Origin of the sequence: Pseudomonas sp. B28(2017), assembly GCF_002113025.1 — a bacterium.
Lineage (GTDB): Bacteria > Pseudomonadota > Gammaproteobacteria > Pseudomonadales > Pseudomonadaceae > Aquipseudomonas.
In genome coordinates, this window is the sequence record NZ_NEJH01000002.1 from 894,712 (window position 1) to 909,780 (window position 15,069).

At 59.4% G+C, this 15,069-nt stretch carries 16 protein-coding genes and 2 pseudogenes; 11 read left to right on the forward strand and 7 right to left on the reverse strand.

All coding sequences use genetic code 11. The features are described from left to right. The first annotated feature begins 178 nt into the window (after positions 1-178). On the forward strand, positions 179-418 hold the full coding sequence (locus CAF65_RS08885) for a hypothetical protein (RefSeq protein WP_085715948.1): 240 nt from the start codon (positions 179-181) through the stop codon (positions 416-418). 737 nt (positions 419-1,155) lie between these two features. Beyond that, complete coding sequence (gene mqo, locus CAF65_RS08890; protein ID WP_085715949.1) at positions 1,156-2,664, forward strand: malate dehydrogenase (quinone); 1,509 nt, start codon at positions 1,156-1,158, stop codon at positions 2,662-2,664. A gap of 64 nt (positions 2,665-2,728) precedes the next feature. On the opposite strand, the gene CAF65_RS08895 is transcribed toward mqo, so the two are convergent. The 4 genes from CAF65_RS08895 to CAF65_RS08910 all read right to left on the reverse strand — a co-directional run bounded on the left by CAF65_RS08895 (position 2,729) and on the right by CAF65_RS08910 (position 4,664). Next, positions 2,729-3,016, reverse strand: a complete 288-nt coding sequence (locus CAF65_RS08895) for a PA4642 family protein (protein ID WP_085715950.1) — start codon at positions 3,014-3,016, stop codon at positions 2,729-2,731. A 63-nt stretch (positions 3,017-3,079) separates the two neighbouring features. After that, complete coding sequence (locus tag CAF65_RS08900; protein ID WP_085715951.1) at positions 3,080-3,565, reverse strand: hypothetical protein; 486 nt, start codon at positions 3,563-3,565, stop codon at positions 3,080-3,082. Positions 3,566-3,629: 64 nt separating this feature from the next. Next, the gene (locus tag CAF65_RS08905; RefSeq protein ID WP_007981336.1) at positions 3,630-4,103 is read right to left on the reverse strand and encodes a WbuC family cupin fold metalloprotein; all 474 of its coding nucleotides are present in this window, start codon (positions 4,101-4,103) and stop codon (positions 3,630-3,632) included. Between the two features lie 3 nt (positions 4,104-4,106). Beyond that, positions 4,107-4,664, reverse strand: a complete 558-nt coding sequence (locus CAF65_RS08910; RefSeq protein ID WP_085715952.1) for a hypoxanthine-guanine phosphoribosyltransferase — start codon at positions 4,662-4,664, stop codon at positions 4,107-4,109. A 163-nt stretch (positions 4,665-4,827) separates the two neighbouring features. Between CAF65_RS08910 and upp the strand changes: the two genes are divergently transcribed. Both upp and CAF65_RS08920 read left to right on the forward strand, forming a co-directional pair. Beyond that, positions 4,828-5,466 (forward strand): uracil phosphoribosyltransferase, encoded by a 639-nt coding sequence (gene upp, locus CAF65_RS08915; protein ID WP_085715953.1) that lies wholly within the window; start codon positions 4,828-4,830, stop codon positions 5,464-5,466. Between the two features lie 2 nt (positions 5,467-5,468). Further along, positions 5,469-6,743, forward strand: a complete 1,275-nt coding sequence (locus CAF65_RS08920; RefSeq protein ID WP_085715954.1) for a uracil-xanthine permease family protein — start codon at positions 5,469-5,471, stop codon at positions 6,741-6,743. Positions 6,744-6,847: 104 nt separating this feature from the next. Here the strand turns inward: CAF65_RS08920 and hemH are convergent, their stop codons facing one another. Continuing rightward, positions 6,848-7,870 (reverse strand): ferrochelatase, encoded by a 1,023-nt coding sequence (hemH, locus tag CAF65_RS08925; RefSeq protein WP_085715955.1) that lies wholly within the window; start codon positions 7,868-7,870, stop codon positions 6,848-6,850. A gap of 13 nt (positions 7,871-7,883) precedes the next feature. Beyond that, positions 7,884-8,786: a TIGR01777 family oxidoreductase gene (locus CAF65_RS08930; RefSeq protein ID WP_085715956.1), complete on the reverse strand. Its 903-nt coding sequence runs from the start codon at positions 8,784-8,786 to the stop codon at positions 7,884-7,886. 196 nt (positions 8,787-8,982) lie between these two features. Here CAF65_RS08930 and CAF65_RS08935 point away from each other — a divergent pair, with 196 nt between their 5' ends. From CAF65_RS08935 to CAF65_RS08965, 7 genes and pseudogenes are all read left to right on the forward strand, one after another. After that, positions 8,983-9,969 (forward strand): NAD(P)/FAD-dependent oxidoreductase, encoded by a 987-nt coding sequence (locus tag CAF65_RS08935; protein WP_085715957.1) that lies wholly within the window; start codon positions 8,983-8,985, stop codon positions 9,967-9,969. 197 nt (positions 9,970-10,166) lie between these two features. Then, positions 10,167-10,712 (forward strand): annotated as a pseudogene (locus CAF65_RS08940) (YbgA family protein); the annotation flags it as partial. Then, positions 10,709-11,650, forward strand: coding sequence for a MerR family transcriptional regulator (locus CAF65_RS08945; protein ID WP_085715959.1), 942 nt, complete (start codon positions 10,709-10,711; stop codon positions 11,648-11,650). The pseudogene CAF65_RS08940 and the gene CAF65_RS08945, both read left to right, overlap by 4 nt. Positions 11,651-11,671: 21 nt before the next feature. Further along, positions 11,672-13,114 carry a deoxyribodipyrimidine photo-lyase gene (phrB, locus tag CAF65_RS08950; protein ID WP_085716014.1) on the forward strand — a complete coding sequence of 481 codons (1,443 nt, stop codon included), beginning with the start codon at positions 11,672-11,674 and terminating at the stop codon, positions 13,112-13,114. Positions 13,115-13,116: 2 nt separating this feature from the next. Continuing rightward, a pseudogene (locus CAF65_RS08955) lies at positions 13,117-13,194 on the forward strand (nuclear transport factor 2 family protein); the annotation flags it as partial. 17 nt (positions 13,195-13,211) lie between these two features. Continuing rightward, positions 13,212-13,994: an SDR family oxidoreductase gene (locus CAF65_RS08960; RefSeq protein ID WP_085715961.1), complete on the forward strand. Its 783-nt coding sequence runs from the start codon at positions 13,212-13,214 to the stop codon at positions 13,992-13,994. 93 nt (positions 13,995-14,087) lie between these two features. Next, positions 14,088-14,393 carry a YkgJ family cysteine cluster protein gene (locus CAF65_RS08965; protein WP_085715962.1) on the forward strand — a complete coding sequence of 102 codons (306 nt, stop codon included), beginning with the start codon at positions 14,088-14,090 and terminating at the stop codon, positions 14,391-14,393. 65 nt (positions 14,394-14,458) lie between these two features. On the opposite strand, the gene CAF65_RS08970 is transcribed toward CAF65_RS08965, so the two are convergent. After that, complete coding sequence (locus tag CAF65_RS08970; protein WP_085715963.1) at positions 14,459-14,977, reverse strand: acyloxyacyl hydrolase; 519 nt, start codon at positions 14,975-14,977, stop codon at positions 14,459-14,461. Positions 14,978-15,069: the final 92 nt, after the last annotated feature.

Here is a 15,069-nt window from a genome sequence, read left to right on the forward strand (position 1 = left end):
CAGGCCGGCAGTATAGCGGTGCGCCACTGTGGGGAACCAGCACCTCACAGTGTTTGATGAAGTCTTTGACAACTCCTTGGGAAAGCGGTTCTTGTCACCTGTCTGTCATCACTCATACACTTGCACGTAACGGCTAGTGGGCTATTTTCACAACAACCACCCCACAAGGTAAATTGCCATGCGATACCTCGTTTCGTTGTTCGCACCACGCCCACTGCACCGCTGCTTTGCCCTGCTCGACAGCAATGGCCATTGCCAGGCCTTCAAGCAGTGCAGCCTCCAGCCCATGGGCGATGGCTGGGTTGAAGTCGAAGAGATCCGCCTGAACTGGCTGAATCAGCCGCTGCCGGCCGGTGCCCACGTCGTTTCGCAACAGCACCAGCCACGCTCGCGAGCACAGCAATTGATGACGACCTGACCAAACACCTAATAAAAGTCATTAAACACGACCATTTCCCTGCGTTTCTTAGATACAATCTCCCCCCGATTATAAGGACGTCTCCTGATCGGGCCTCGCAGCATCGTCAATGCGCTTGTGTTGACACCCCGCACTGCCCACAGAGAGCCGCCCACACAGATCGAGTGAAGCTGGCGCGCTTGCTGTTTCGTTGAGCAAAACCTCCACTTTTCGCGAATCTGCAGAGCTGTCATTACGCTCGGTCACTGAGCTGTTTGCCCGTTTTGCCTGCCTTGTATCTCATGGCGGCAATCCATCCGGGCACGGTGCCAGGCTGGGACAGCCCTTTTTGAGGTTCACGTCTTCAAAAGAGCGTGAAAAAAACGGGTTTTCACAACTTCACAAGAGTGTGGCGAGCAAATGAATAGTTTTGCGTCTGAACATGCACCATTAGCGTCTACAACAGCCCAACGACACAGGACCGAGTATTCCTCGAACACCGGAGCCTGAAGCCTGTCCGCTACGGATTTGGTTGCACAAACGGACGTATCGACCATAAGTCGAATTGCCTCCCGCGCGCTGAAATGAGTTCATATGGCTCATAGGCCCGGCAGGTAGCGTCCGTCGAAGTTGCGATAAATTGCGAAGATTCGGACATGGCGACACTGCCATGGGTACCTGGGGCAACACTGACACGCCCCGTCACTCCTGGCAGCCATGCCGACAATTTGGTGCTGCAGATTTTGGAGACGCGTTAAATGGCGCATAACGAAGCAGTCGACGTAGTACTGGTTGGGGCCGGCATCATGAGTGCCACCCTGGCGGTACTGCTCAAAGAGCTCGACCCCGCGATCACGCTGGAAGTCGTCGAGCTGATGGATTCCGGTGCCGCGGAGAGTTCCAACCCATGGAACAACGCCGGTACCGGTCACGCCGGGCTGTGTGAGCTCAACTACACGCCGCAGGCAGCCAATGGCGCCGTCGACATCAAGAAAGCCGTGCACATCAACACCCAGTTCGAGGTGTCGAAGCAGTTCTGGTCGTACCTGACCCGAAAAGGCACGTTCGGCTCGTGCAAATCATTTATCAGCCCGGTGCCACACCTGAGTTTCGTGCAGGGCGACAGCGGCGTGTCCTTCCTCAAGGAACGCTTCAAGGTGCTGAGCAAGCACCACGCCTTCGCCGACATGGAATACACCGAAGACAAGGCCAAAATGGCCGAGTGGATGCCGCTGATGATGCCTGGCCGCGACCCTGGCGAAACCCTCGCCGCGACCCGCGTGATCAATGGCACCGACGTCAACTTCGGCGCCCTGACCAACCAGTTGCTCAAGCACCTGACCAGTGCACCCGATGCCCAGGTCAAGTACTGCAAGCGCGTGACTGGCCTCAAGCGCAGCAACGGCGGCTGGACCGTCAGCATCAAGGACGTCAACAGCGGCAATACCCGTGAAGTCGACGCAAAATTCGTCTTCCTCGGCGCTGGCGGCGCGGCACTGCCGCTGCTGCAAGCCTCAGGCATCGAAGAAAGCAAAGGCTTCGGCGGCTTCCCGATCAGCGGCCAGTGGCTGCGTTGCGACAACCCGGAAGTGGTCAAGCACCACCAGGCCAAGGTCTACAGCCAGGCCGCAGTGGGTTCTCCACCCATGTCCGTGCCGCACCTTGACACCCGCGTAGTCGATGGCAAGAAATCCCTGCTGTTCGGACCGTACGCCGGCTTCACCACCAAGTTCCTCAAGCACGGTTCCTTCATGGACCTGCCGATGTCGGTTCGCGCCGGCAACATCGGCCCGATGCTCGCCGTGGCGAAAAACAACATGGACCTGACCAAGTACCTGGTCAGCGAAGTGATGCAGTCGATGGAGCAGCGCCTGGATTCCCTGCGTCGCTTCTACCCGCAGGCGAAACCCGAAGACTGGCGCCTGGAAGTGGCCGGCCAACGGGTGCAGATCATCAAGAAAGACCCGAAAAAAGGCGGCATCCTGCAATTCGGTACCGAACTGGTCGCGGCCAAGGACGGTTCCCTGGCGGCACTGCTCGGCGCCTCTCCAGGTGCTTCGGTGACCGTTTCGATCATGCTCGAGCTGATCGAAAAATGCTTCCCGAGCAAAGCCAAGGGCGAATGGGCCACCAAACTGGCCGAAATTTTCCCGGCCCGGGAAAAGGTTCTGGAAACCGACGCTGCGCTGTATCGCAAGATCAACGCGCAGAACAACGTTGCCCTGGAACTGGTTGAAGCCAGCAGCGAGACCGAAAGCTACGCTTGATTCGGCGCCATGAAAAACGCCCCGTTCTCACTGAGGCGGGGCGTTTTTTTATGGCTGTATTTACTCAGCTGCGAGCCTTTTCGATCAGCTCGATGTAATCCGCCGCGTTGCGCTGATCCTTGATCAGGGCAATGAAGTCATTGCCGTGCTCATCCTTGCCATTCACGTCGTAACCCGCTTCGACGAAAAACGTCAGGAAACGCTCGAAATCGTCGATGCGCAGGCCACGGTAGGCCTTGACCAGTTTGTGCAGGGACGGAGAAGTCGCGCCGACCGGTTCGAAATCGAGGAACAACTTGATCTGCTCATCGCCGATCTCGTCACCAATCACTTGTTTTTTATCTTTACGCATTGCCGACTCCAGCTCGCAGACATTTCACGGGGCGGGCAGTTTACCCCTGCGCAGGCAAAGGGCTCAACGCGCACGAGTGCTGCCGGTGTGCAGATCGGCCCAGACATGCCCATTGGCGTAGCTGAGAAACTGGCAATACACCGTGTCGTTGCGCAACAAGTCGATCACCACCCGGTATTGCGCCAGCGGGTAATAGAGGGTCAGGGTCTTGCTCGGCTCATCGTAGACCGGCTTCTTCAGGCTTTTGCTTTCGCCATCGAAATTGACCAGCACCTGACTGATGGTGGCGCCCTTGTTCAGGGATTTGCCCTTGAGTCGAATCATCAGCGGCGAAGTGACCGGAATCGGCTGTTGACTGGATTGACGCTGGCTGCCGACCACCACCGAATACTCGGTAACCTGCAACAATTGTTGCTGTTCGGGTTCGCTGTCACGCAGGGTCAAGTCATCGGGCGGCAGGAACTGCGCGTGCATGGGCGCCGGCGCGGCAGCCAGAGGCAGGCTAAGGGTCAGCAACAGGGCGGCGCAACTGCGGATCAAAAGGCTCATGGCTGGCTCCAAGGGTGAACGCGTCCTGTAGGAGCGAGCCGGCTCCTACAGGGTACAAAATCAATCAGTCGAACTGCGCGCGCATCCAGGCCTGATATTCGGCAACACCGGGCTCGCCTTCGCGTGGCGCCCAATGCGCCAGTTCACCTTCACCGACCGGACGGTAAGGACCGGCCTTGCATTCGAACATCAGGCTGTCGGCCTCCAGCACCACCAAACCGTGGAACACACCGGTTGGCAGGTCCACACCAACACAGTCGCCACCGGCCTGAAGCACGGTCTTGCTCAGCACCGTACCCGTCTCATCAAAGATCAACACGCCCAGCCGACCCTTGAGGACCAACAGGGTTTCGGCCTTGTTGTCGCCCAAATGCCGGTGAGGCGGGATATACGTGGACGGCTGCAACCCCACCGCCATGCGATGGCAAGCGTCCTCCATCTGGTGGAAGTTGTGATGCTGGCGCCCACGAGGATTGGCCGCGGCTTTCCCGGCCAGCTCGGCGAACAAGGTCTGATCCAGAAAGCGAGGCGTATCCATGTCTTACATTCCTTTAACGGCGAAAATCCCGTTGGCATTACGCCAGTAGCCTTTGTAGTCCATGCCGTAACCGAAGATGTAGCGGTCGACGCACGGCAGGCCGACGAAGTCTGCCTTCAGGTCAGGGCGGGCCTTGCGGTCGTGGTCCTTGTCGATCAGCACGGCGGTGTGCACTTTGCGCGCGCCGGCGTGACGGCAGAAATCGATGATCGCACCCAGGGTGTGACCTTCGTCAAGGATGTCGTCGATGATCAGCACGTCGCGGTCGATGAACGAGACTTCCGGCTTGGCTTTCCAGAACAGGTCGCCGCCGCTGGTTTCGTTGCGATAGCGGGTAGCGTGCAGATAGGACGCTTCCAGCGGGAACTGCAGACAGGTCAGCAGTTTGCCGGAGAAGATCAGGCCGCCGTTCATCACGCAGAACACCACCGGGTTGCTGTCGGCCAATTGTTCGTTGATTTGTGCACCGACGCGGGCGATGGCGGCCTCGACTTCAGCTTCGGTGTACAGGCAGTCAGCCTCTCGCATGATTTGACGGATATGCTCGAGATCAGCGGACATGGCGCTCTCCAAGGGGGTTCGATTTCGGAAAAGCGGGCAAAGGTACGCATCCCGCACGGTCAGATCAAGCGTTTGTGGACTAACGTACTGTATGTCTATAGGACAACACCCTCGGATAGATTAATCTAGGCCGGTTTTTTTGCCCGCCGCCGGAGCCTTTCCCATGTCCATCCAAGAGATCCGCCACCCGCTGATCCGTCACAAACTTGGCCTTATGCGCCGTGCAGACATCAGCACCAAGAATTTCCGCGAGCTCGCTCAGGAAGTCGGCGCTCTGCTGACCTATGAAGCCACCAAAGACCTGCCGCTGGAAGCCTACGATATCGAAGGCTGGTGCGGCACCGTATCGGTCGAGAAAATCGCCGGCAAGAAAATCACTGTGGTACCGATCCTGCGTGCTGGTATCGGCATGCTCGAAGGCGTGCTCAGCCTGATCCCGGGCGCCAAGGTCAGCGCCGTCGGCGTGGCTCGCAACGAGGAAACCCTTGAAGCCCACACCTACCTGGAAAAACTGGTACCGGAAATCGACGAACGCCTGGCGATGATCATCGACCCGATGCTTGCCACCGGCGGCTCGATGGTTGCCACCATCGACCTGCTGAAAAAAGCCGGCTGCAAGGACATCCGCGCCATGGTGCTGGTCGCCGCGCCAGAAGGCATCGCTGTGGTTGAGAAAGCTCACCCGGACGTGATCATCTACACCGCTTCCATTGATCAAAAACTGAACGAACACGGTTACATCATCCCAGGGCTTGGCGATGCCGGTGACAAGATCTTCGGCACCAAGCAGAAGGACGCGTAAGCATGCAGCAAGAGTTCAACGATCCGCTCTGGCGCACGGTGCTGTCGGGTGCGCAGATGCTGTTCGTGGCCTTCGGTGCCCTGGTGTTGATGCCGCTGATTACCGGTCTCGACCCGAACGTAGCGCTATTCACGGCCGGCCTGGGGACGATCCTGTTCCAGATCGTCACCGGGCGTCAGGTGCCGGTGTTCCTGGCATCGAGCTTTGCCTTCATCACCCCGATCATTCTCGCCAAGGGCCAGTTCGGCCTGGCCGCGACCATGGGCGGCGTGATGGCGGCGGGTTTCGTCTACACCTTCCTCGGCCTCGCGGTGAAGATCAAAGGCACCGGTTTCATCGACCGTCTGCTGCCGCCGGTGGTGATCGGGCCGGTGATCATTTCGATCGGCCTGGCCATGGCGCCGATTGCCGCCAACATGGCCATGGGCAAGGCCGGCGACGGCAGTGAGTTGGTTCACTACCAGACGGCGATGATGATCTCGATGCCCGCGCTGCTGACCACGCTGATCGTCGCGGTTTTCGGCAAGGGCATTTTCCGCCTGGTGCCGATCATCTCCGGCGTGCTGGTCGGTTTCGGCATGTCGTTCTACTTCGGCGTGGTCGATGTCGCAAAGATTGCCGCGGCACCGTGGTTATCCATCCCGAACTTCACCGCTCCGGAATTCAACTGGCAGGCGATTCTGTTCATCGTTCCGGTGGCCCTGGCCCCGGCGATCGAACACATCGGCGGCGTGATTGCCGTGGGTAGCGTGACCGGTCGCGATTACCTGAAGAAGCCCGGCCTGCACCGCACCCTGCTCGGCGACGGCATTGCCACCACGGCGGCCGGCCTGTTCGGCGGCCCGCCCAACACGACCTACGCCGAAGTGACTGGCGCGGTCATGCTGACCAAGAACTACAACCCGAAAATCATGACCTGGGCGGCGATATTCGCCATCAGCCTGGCGTTTATCGGCAAGTTCGGCGCACTGCTGCAAAGCATTCCGGTGCCGGTAATGGGCGGGATTCTCTGCCTGTTGTTCGGCTCGATTGCGGCGGTGGGAATGAACACGCTGATCCGCCACAAGATCGACCTGGGCGAGGCGCGCAATCTGGTGATTGTTTCGGTGACCCTGGTATTCGGGATCGGCGGCGTGCTGATCGGCACCGGCACCGGGCCGGACGATTTCGGCCTCAAAGGCATCGCGCTGTGCGCGGTGGTGGCGATTGGTTTGAATCTGATCCTGCCGGGCAACGACAGCTGGAAGCACAAGAAGGCGAATGAGCCGCTGATCTAAGGAAGCTCGGATATTCGCTGACTGAAAGTCCACTTCGCGAGCAGGCTCGCTCCCCCAGCCTGGGAATGCATTTCCCTGTGGGAGCGAGCCTGCTCGCGATGCTTTTAAAGCGCCAACGGTGCCCTTTCGCACAACGCACTCAATGCCCGCACCCAATGCGGGTCATCGTTGAGGCACGGCACCAACACCAACTCATCTCCTCCTGCTGCGCGGAATTGCTCCTTCCCGCGATCACCAATCTCTTCCAGTGTTTCGATGCAATCGGCAACGAATGCCGGGCACATCACCAGAATCTTTTTCACACCGCTTCTGGCTAACTCATCAAGGCGCGCTTCGGTGTAGGGTTCGATCCATTTGGCGCGCCCCAGTCGCGACTGGAACGACACCGACCACTTGCCCTCCGGCAACCCCATGCGCTTGGCAAACTCTGCCGCCGTACGCAGGCATTGGCCGCGATAACAGGTGGCGACCACCTCAGGGGGCGCCCCGGCACAGCAATCACCGCCACCCTCGAAGTTGTGACCCGGGTTGAGCTTCTTCAGATGCCGTTCCGGCAATCCATGAAAACTCATCAACAAGTGATCGAAGTCCTGCTGCAAATGCGGCCGGGTCGTGGCCACCAACGCATCGAGGTACTCCGGTTGATCGTAGAAAGGCTGGAGCACCGACAGCTGCACATCGAGGCCCTTCTCGCGCACCACACGTCTGGCTTCCGCGATGACCGTGGTGGTGGTGCTGTCGGCGAACTGTGGATACAGCGGCGCCAGCGTGATTCGCTTGTGCCCCGCTGCGGCCATGCGCACCAGCGTCGATTCAATCGACGGCTCGCCGTAGCGCATCGCCAGTTCGACCGGGCCGTGCTGCCACTGGCCGGTCATGGCTTGTTGCAGGCGACGACTGAGCACCACCAGCGGCGAGCCCTCGTCCCACCAGATCGAGGCATAGGCATGGGCCGACTGCTCGGGACGCTTGATCAGGATCAGCGACACCAGCAAGCGTCGAACCGGCCATGGCAGGTCGATCACGTACGGGTCCATCAGAAATTGATTGAGGTAGCTACGCACATCCGCCACCGAGGTAGAGGCAGGTGAGCCCAGGTTGACCAGAAGCAACGCGTGATCGGTCATGCAACGTCCTATTTCAAAGGCGACCGGACAGATCGTCCAGAGCCGCACGCAAATCCGTGAACTGAAAAGTGAAACCCGCCTTCAACAGGCGAACCGGCGTGGCCCGTTGGCCACCCAGCAACAGCAAGGACAACTCGCCCAGCCCCACCTTCAATGCAAAGGCCGGCATCGGCATCAACGCCGGGCGATGCAGCATGCTGCCCAGCGCCTTGGCAAATTCGCGGTTGCGCACCGGTTTGGGCGCGCACGCATTATAGGGACCGCTGGCCTCATTGCGATGCAGAAGAAAATCAATCAGGGCGATTTGATCGTCGATATGAATCCACGACATCCACTGCCGGCCGTTGCCGATCGGCCCTCCCAGGCCCAGTTTGAACGGCAGAAACAGCCGCGACAAAAAGCCGCCCTCCGCCGACAGCACCAACCCCGTACGGATGAGAATGACGCGGATGCCCAGCGCTTCAGCCCGCTGTGCAGTCTCCTCCCAGGCGATGCATAACTGGCTGGCGAAATCTTCGCTGACCGGCGTCGAGTCCTCGGTCAGTTCGCGCTCGCCACCATCGCCATACCAACTTGCAGCCGAACCGGAAATCAAGACCCGTGGTTTCTGCTCGCGGCTTTCAAGCCATGCCAGCAGGGTTTCAGTCAGCGTGATCCGGCTGCTCCATAACAAGGCTTTACGCCTGTGCGTCCAGAGCCGGTCGGCAATCGGCGCACCGGCAAGATTGACGATCGCATCCACCGGCTCCTGCCCCACATCCTCCAGCCGGGCAACTCCACGCACTTGGGCACCACATATTTTCGCGACTTTTTCAGGCTTGCGGCTCCAGACTGTCAGGCGATGGCCCTGCCCCGACCAGTGCCGGCAGAGCTGACGTCCTATCAAACCAGTACCGCCGGTCAGCAATATGTGCATGACTTCTTCCTCGCGTGGCGTTTTACCCTGTCCATTAGTCTATTTTTATAAGCAGGGATCTTTGGTATCGAGCAGGCTCTATGTTTAACAATAGGCCAAGCTGTCAGAACAAGAACGCTAAAAGTTATACCAAAAAACAATATTGTACAGGTTTGAACCCCGGCGTAGTCTGTACAGAAAGGTAAACGAGGCCCCTATGACTGTACCTATCGCAATCGTTGGCACCGGCATTGCCGGACTCTCCGCCGCCCAGGCCCTGACTGACCTCGGGCATGTGGTTCAACTGTTCGATAAAAGCCGCGGCAGCGGCGGGCGCATGTCGAGCAAGCGCAGCGATGCGGGTGCTCTGGACATGGGTGCGCAGTATTTCACCGCCCGCGACCGTCGCTTTGTCAACGAAGTCCAGCGCTGGCAGGCCAAGGGCTGGGTCGCCGAATGGACGCCACAGCTCTACACCTACCATGGCGGTCAGCTCAACCTGTCGCCGGACGAGCAGACCCGCTGGGTCGGTACACCCCGCATGAGCGCCATCACCCGCGCCCTGCTCGGTGACCTTGAAGTGCATTTCGCCTGCCGGATCACCGAGGTCTATCGCGGAGAAGAACACTGGCATCTGCAGGACGCCGAGGGCTTCACCCACGGGCCGTTCAGCCATGTGGTCATCGCCACGCCAGCCCCACAGGCCACGGCTCTGCTGGCATCTGCGCCGAAACTCGCGGGCGCCGCCGCCGGGGTGAAAATGGACCCGACCTGGGCGATTGCCCTGGCCTTCGAAACGCCGTTGGATACCCCCATGGAAGGCTGCTTCGTACAGGACAGCCCACTCGACTGGCTGGCCCGCAACCGCAGCAAGCCAGGGCGCGACAACACCCTCGACACTTGGGTGCTGCACGCCACCAGCGGCTGGAGTCGCCAGCACATTGACCTGCCCAAGGAGGCTGTGATCGAACAGCTGCATGGCGCATTCGCCGAACTGCTGCACGACTCCATGCCTGCGCCGAGCTTCAGCCTCGCCCACCGCTGGCTCTACGCCCGCCCTGCCAGCAGTCATGAATGGGGCACCCTGGCCGATGCCGACCTGGGACTGTACGCCTGTGGCGACTGGTGCCTGTCCGGACGCGTCGAAGGGGCCTGGCTCAGCGGTCAGGAAGCCGCCCGCCGCTTGCATGAACACCTGCAGTAAAGAGCATCAATCCGAGCAAGTCGCTGCTGTCATCATGGACAGCAGCCGGTCAAAATACCTATACATATAATTTGACTTGTACAACTTTGAATCTATGATGAAATTATCTTGTACAGACACGAATGTTTGTATAGGTTCAGATTCGAGGTGCTCCGATGCCCCACTCCCCCGCCAAACCGAAAATCGCTATCAGCGCCTGCCTGCTGCACACCGATTTGCCGGTGGAGGAAGACGGCCGACTCAAGGATCCGGTGCTGAGGGAAAACTTCCTCACTCGCGTACTCGCCTACAGCGCCTGGCAGCAGCTGTGCCAGGAAGGCCTGACCCGGCACGGTCTCACGGACTTTCACTCGCGCTATAAATACCTGCTGATGGCGCACAACCCGGCGCAATACAAAGTGCTCGGCAAGCTGCTGGGCAACATGGGCCATACCGATCCGAAGGAACTTGGCGCGCGCTATTTCAGTGAACTGATGGCGGCACTGAAAAAGTGCGCCACCCGCGGTACCCATACCAATGTCCTGCAACACCTCAGTGGCCACCTGAAGCAGGCCATCAGCCGCGAAGACAAGCAGGAGGTGCAACACGTGATCAGCCAGTATCGCCTGGGCATCGTGCCGTTGGTGGTGCCATTGACACTGCTCAAGCATCACTTCCGCCAACACCCCGATCCGTACATCGCACAGCAGGTTTACCTGCAACCGCTCCCGGAAAACCTCAGCCTGCGAAACGCCATCCAATGAAAAAAGCACCCGACACCAGCGCCTGCGATGGCCTCAGCGATGACTTTAACAAGGCGTTGGACGAAGGCTGGCTGCCGATCCGTGAAGTGGCGCGGCAAACCGGCGTCAATGCCGTGACCTTGCGCGCCTGGGAGCGGCGTTACGGGCTGATCGTGCCGCAACGCACACCCAAGGGGCACCGGTTGTTTTCGGCCGACCATGTCCAACGCATCCAGGCCATCCTCACCTGGCTCAACCGTGGCGTTGCCGTCAGCCAGGTCAAACAATTGCTCGACACGCCGCAAGCCTTCAGCGAGTCCGTCGACAACGATTGGCACACTTTGCTGCAAACGTTGCTGCAGGCGGTCAGCGGATTGAAGGAACGCGCCCTGGATGACAGCGTCAATCAGGCGATGGCGCTGTATCCGCCGCGAACCCTGTGCGAACAATTGCTGATGCCCCTGCTGGCCGCTCTGGAGCTACGCTGGCAAGGCCAGTTCGGTGCGCAGATGGAGCGGGTGTTTTTTTGTGCCTGGCTGCGCAGCAAGTTCGGCGCACGCATCTACCATAACAATCGTCAGTTGCGCAGCGCACCGCTGCTGTTAATCAACCACTCGGACCTGCCCACTGAGCCGAATCTGTGGCTCACGGCCTGGCTGATCAGCACTGCCGATTGCCCAGTGGAGGTCTTCGACGGGCCGCTGCCTGTCGGTGAACTGGCACTGGCGGTCGAACTGCTGCAACCCCGCGGGGTTCTGCTGTACTCCAGCAAGGCCATGAACCTGGCGCAACTGCCAAAACTTTTCAAAGGCATCAGTTGCCCAAAAATGATTGCCGGACCAACGGTATGCATCCACCACGCCGAGTTGTCCGCAAGTACTACCGAGATCGCTGACTTGTACCTCGCCGAAGATCCATTGTCGGCACATCAGTCACTCATTCAGCGCGGGCTGATTTAAATGAATCGCGTGGATACCAATATGCAATTGATCTGGTTGCGCAGCGACTTGCGCCTGCATGACAACACCGCCCTCTCGGCCGCCGCGACTCGCGGCCCGTGCGTGGCCGTGTATCTGCTGAGCCCGGAACAATGGCTGGAACATGATGACGCGCCCTGCAAAGTGGACTTCTGGCTGCGCAACCTGCGCGAGTTGAGCCGCGAACTGGGTCAACTGAACATTCCCCTGCTGGTCCGTCGTGCACCTCGCTGGGAGGACGCGCCAGCCGTGTTGCTGGATCTGTGCCGACAATGGCAGATCGACGCGGTGTACCTCAATGAAGAGTACGGCATCCATGAAACCCGTCGCGATGCGGCGGTCGCCAGGACGCTCAGAGCCGAAGGCATCGAAGTTCACCGCTACCTCGATCAATTGCTGTTCAAGCCCGGGGGTGTGCTGACCCGGACCGGCACTTACTTTCAGGTTTTCAGCCAGTTCCGCAAAGCCTGCTACGAACGCCTGCACCACTCGCTGCCCAGCCTGGTCCGCGCACCGCACAAGCAAGCACCACTGAACATTGCCAGCGATGCGATCCCCTTGAGTGTCGAGGGTTTTGCGACGCCCGGTGATAACCTGCGCAGCCTGTGGCCGGCGGGCGAAGCCCAAGCCCGGCAGCGCCTCGACAGCTTCAGCGATGCACAAATCGATCATTACCATAACGAGCGCGACTTCCCGGCAAAACCCGGCACCAGTCAGCTCTCGGCCTATCTCGCGGCCGGAGTGATTTCTCCCCGCCAATGCCTGCACGCCGCCTTGAACAGCAATCAGGGTGAGTTCGAAAGCGGCAAGACCGGCGCCGTCACCTGGATCAACGAACTGCTGTGGCGCGAGTTCTACAAACACATCCTGGTGGGCTACCCACGGGTGTCCCGGCACCGCGCGTTTCGCCCGGAAACCGAAGCTCTGGCCTGGCGCGATGCACCCGAAGAACTGGCTGCCTGGCAACAGGCACGTACCGGTTTGCCGATCATCGACGCGGCCATGCGCCAACTGCTGGCTACCGGCTGGATGCACAACCGCCTGCGCATGGTGGTGGCGATGTTCTTGAGCAAAAACCTGTTGATCGACTGGCGCGAAGGCGAACGCTTTTTCATGCGTCACCTGATCGATGGCGACCTGGCGGCGAACAATGGAGGCTGGCAGTGGAGTTCCTCCACCGGTACCGACTCGGCGCCTTACTTCCGGATTTTCAACCCGTTGAGCCAGTCGGAAAAATTCGATCCCGAGGGCCTGTTCATCAAGCGCTGGCTTCCGGAACTGGCCGGGCTGAATAAAAAAGACGTGCACAACCCGGCCAATCTCGGCGGCCTTTTCGGTGTAGTGGATTACCCCTCACCGATCGTCGACTTGAGTACTTCCCGTACGCGCGCGTTGACTGCATTCAAGAACCTGCCCTCACGACAATACGCCGCCGTTGGGTCATGAGTTACCGCCACCGGGATTACTTCGATGCCGGGACTCTGCGTTATGAACATTTACCCGTATTGGGCCGGGCAGCTGCCTGACTGAAAAGGAGATTGGGATGAGTCGTACACTCGCACGACGATACTGGCTGACCGGCGCCAGCAGCGGCATTGGTGCCGCCCTGGCCGAAGAAATCCTGAAGACCGGCGCGCACCTGGCGGTAAGTTCAAGGTCAGTTGCGCCACTGAAAGTCTTGTCGCAACGTTATCCGGGACAAGTGCAGGTAGTCGCCGGAGACCTGACCAACAGCCAGACCGTGCGCGAAATCGGCGAGCAGATTGCCGAGGATTGGGGTTCGCTGGACACCGTGATACTCAACGCCGGTACCTGCGAGTACGTGGACGCCAAGCAGTTCGATGCGTCGATTGTCGAGCACGTGGTGCGCACCAACCTGTTGGCCAGCAGCTATTGCATCGAAGCTGCCCTGCCTTTGCTACGGGCTGGCACCGCACCGCATATGGTGCCCATGGCCAGTGCGGTGACTTACCTGCCGCTGCCCAAGGCGGAAGCCTGCGGCGCCTCGAAAGCCGGGCTGCGTCATCTGTTCGAATCCCTGCGCATCGACCTGGCTCCCGAAGGCATAGAAGTCACGGTGATCAGCCCCGGGGGTGTCGAATCGCCGCTGACGACGAAAGACAGATTTCCCATGCCCTTGAGCTGGCCGGTGGAGAAAGCCGCACGACACATCTTCGAAAAACTCAAGGACCGCCCTCTCGAAATCGCTTTCCCGGCAGCATTCATGTCCACCCTCTGGCCGCTCTCCAGACAGCCGGACCAAGTGAAACTGGAGATTGGCAAACGCATGGTGCGTAGCCTGCCACCGCTCAAGGATCAACCGTGAAAACCGCCATCATCGGCAGCGGTATCTCGGGGGCCGGCCTGCGTCTGTCAGAGCTTTCACACAGCACCCGGTGACTGCCTTACACTGCGCGCCATGAATAACATCCCCCATACGCAAATCGCAGAACCCGCAGTCACCTGCTCGACCTGCGCAGCCTGCTGCTGCCAGCTCGAAGTCATGCTGATCACCGATACGGGTGTGCCTGAACGGTTCATCGATACCGATGATTGGGGCGGGGAAGTCATGCTGCGTCTGGGCGACGGCTGGTGTGCCGCACTGGATCGCAACTCGATGATGTGCACCATCTACGAGAAACGCCCGCTGATCTGCCGGGAGTTCGAGATGGGCGCACCGGAGTGCATCGACGAACGCCAGGGGATTTCGACGGCGTATCGCTAGTTTGAAGTCACCCAAATACAAATGTGGGAGCGGGCTTGCTCCCACATCTAATACAGCGTCGTGTCTTACAACGGCAACGTGTAATGCAGCGAGTAGCTTTCTACACCGTCGTTGGAACTGGCGAGCCCGGCGTTGGAGTAGTGCGTCGCGCGGATTCCCACTTCATGGCCGCCGTTGAAGCGCAGGCCAAAACCGAGCCGGTCTTCAAACTGAAAAGAACTACCGAGGTTGTTGTCTTCGAGTCGGGTATTGGAGAAAAACGCCACGCCAATGCCTGCTTCAACGTACGGTTTGACGTTCTGGCCGGCAAATTCGTAAACGAACACCGGAGAGAACGACAGGCTGTTGTTGCTCGAGGTCTTGTCGCCTTCCCAGTAGGTATAGGCACCGCTCCAGTAGCCGGTCATGCGACCAACGTCACTCTGCCACCAACTCTGGTCCCAATCGAATTGCATGCCCAGTCGATACGTCATGGTCGAATCGCTGGTCTGACCAACCGCAAACTCCACACCTGCCGCTTGCGCAGTAAAGGTGTGCCCCATTAATGCGGCCGCAATCGCGGCCAAGCAGAATAGTCGCTTCACTAGAAACTTCCTTTTCCGAACGATTTCGTATGGTTTTTTTGTTACCAAGCCCTGCAAAACTATAGAAGTCAGCGATTTATCAGAAGTTCACC

What these genes read in the sequence shown, in the direction of transcription:
- hemH (WP_085715955.1), bottom strand. Translation starts at nt 7,870, where the DNA reads ATGACCGATCACGCGTTGCTTCTGGTCAACCTGGGCTCACCTGCCTCT.
- CAF65_RS08920 (WP_085715954.1), top strand. Translation starts at nt 5,469, where the DNA reads ATGCAGCAAGAGTTCAACGATCCGCTCTGGCGCACGGTGCTGTCGGGT.
- CAF65_RS08960 (WP_085715961.1), top strand. Translation starts at nt 13,212, where the DNA reads ATGAGTCGTACACTCGCACGACGATACTGGCTGACCGGCGCCAGCAGC.
- CAF65_RS08900 (WP_085715951.1), bottom strand. Translation starts at nt 3,565, where the DNA reads ATGAGCCTTTTGATCCGCAGTTGCGCCGCCCTGTTGCTGACCCTTAGC.
- upp (WP_085715953.1), top strand. Translation starts at nt 4,828, where the DNA reads ATGTCCATCCAAGAGATCCGCCACCCGCTGATCCGTCACAAACTTGGC.
- CAF65_RS08910 (WP_085715952.1), bottom strand. Translation starts at nt 4,664, where the DNA reads ATGTCCGCTGATCTCGAGCATATCCGTCAAATCATGCGAGAGGCTGAC.
- CAF65_RS08935 (WP_085715957.1), top strand. Translation starts at nt 8,983, where the DNA reads ATGACTGTACCTATCGCAATCGTTGGCACCGGCATTGCCGGACTCTCC.
- CAF65_RS08945 (WP_085715959.1), top strand. Translation starts at nt 10,709, where the DNA reads ATGAAAAAAGCACCCGACACCAGCGCCTGCGATGGCCTCAGCGATGAC.
- CAF65_RS08930 (WP_085715956.1), bottom strand. Translation starts at nt 8,786, where the DNA reads ATGCACATATTGCTGACCGGCGGTACTGGTTTGATAGGACGTCAGCTC.
- CAF65_RS08905 (WP_007981336.1), bottom strand. Translation starts at nt 4,103, where the DNA reads ATGGATACGCCTCGCTTTCTGGATCAGACCTTGTTCGCCGAGCTGGCC.
- CAF65_RS08965 (WP_085715962.1), top strand. Translation starts at nt 14,088, where the DNA reads ATGAATAACATCCCCCATACGCAAATCGCAGAACCCGCAGTCACCTGC.
- mqo (WP_085715949.1), top strand. Translation starts at nt 1,156, where the DNA reads ATGGCGCATAACGAAGCAGTCGACGTAGTACTGGTTGGGGCCGGCATC.
- phrB (WP_085716014.1), top strand. Translation starts at nt 11,672, where the DNA reads ATGCAATTGATCTGGTTGCGCAGCGACTTGCGCCTGCATGACAACACC.
- CAF65_RS08895 (WP_085715950.1), bottom strand. Translation starts at nt 3,016, where the DNA reads ATGCGTAAAGATAAAAAACAAGTGATTGGTGACGAGATCGGCGATGAG.
- CAF65_RS08885 (WP_085715948.1), top strand. Translation starts at nt 179, where the DNA reads ATGCGATACCTCGTTTCGTTGTTCGCACCACGCCCACTGCACCGCTGC.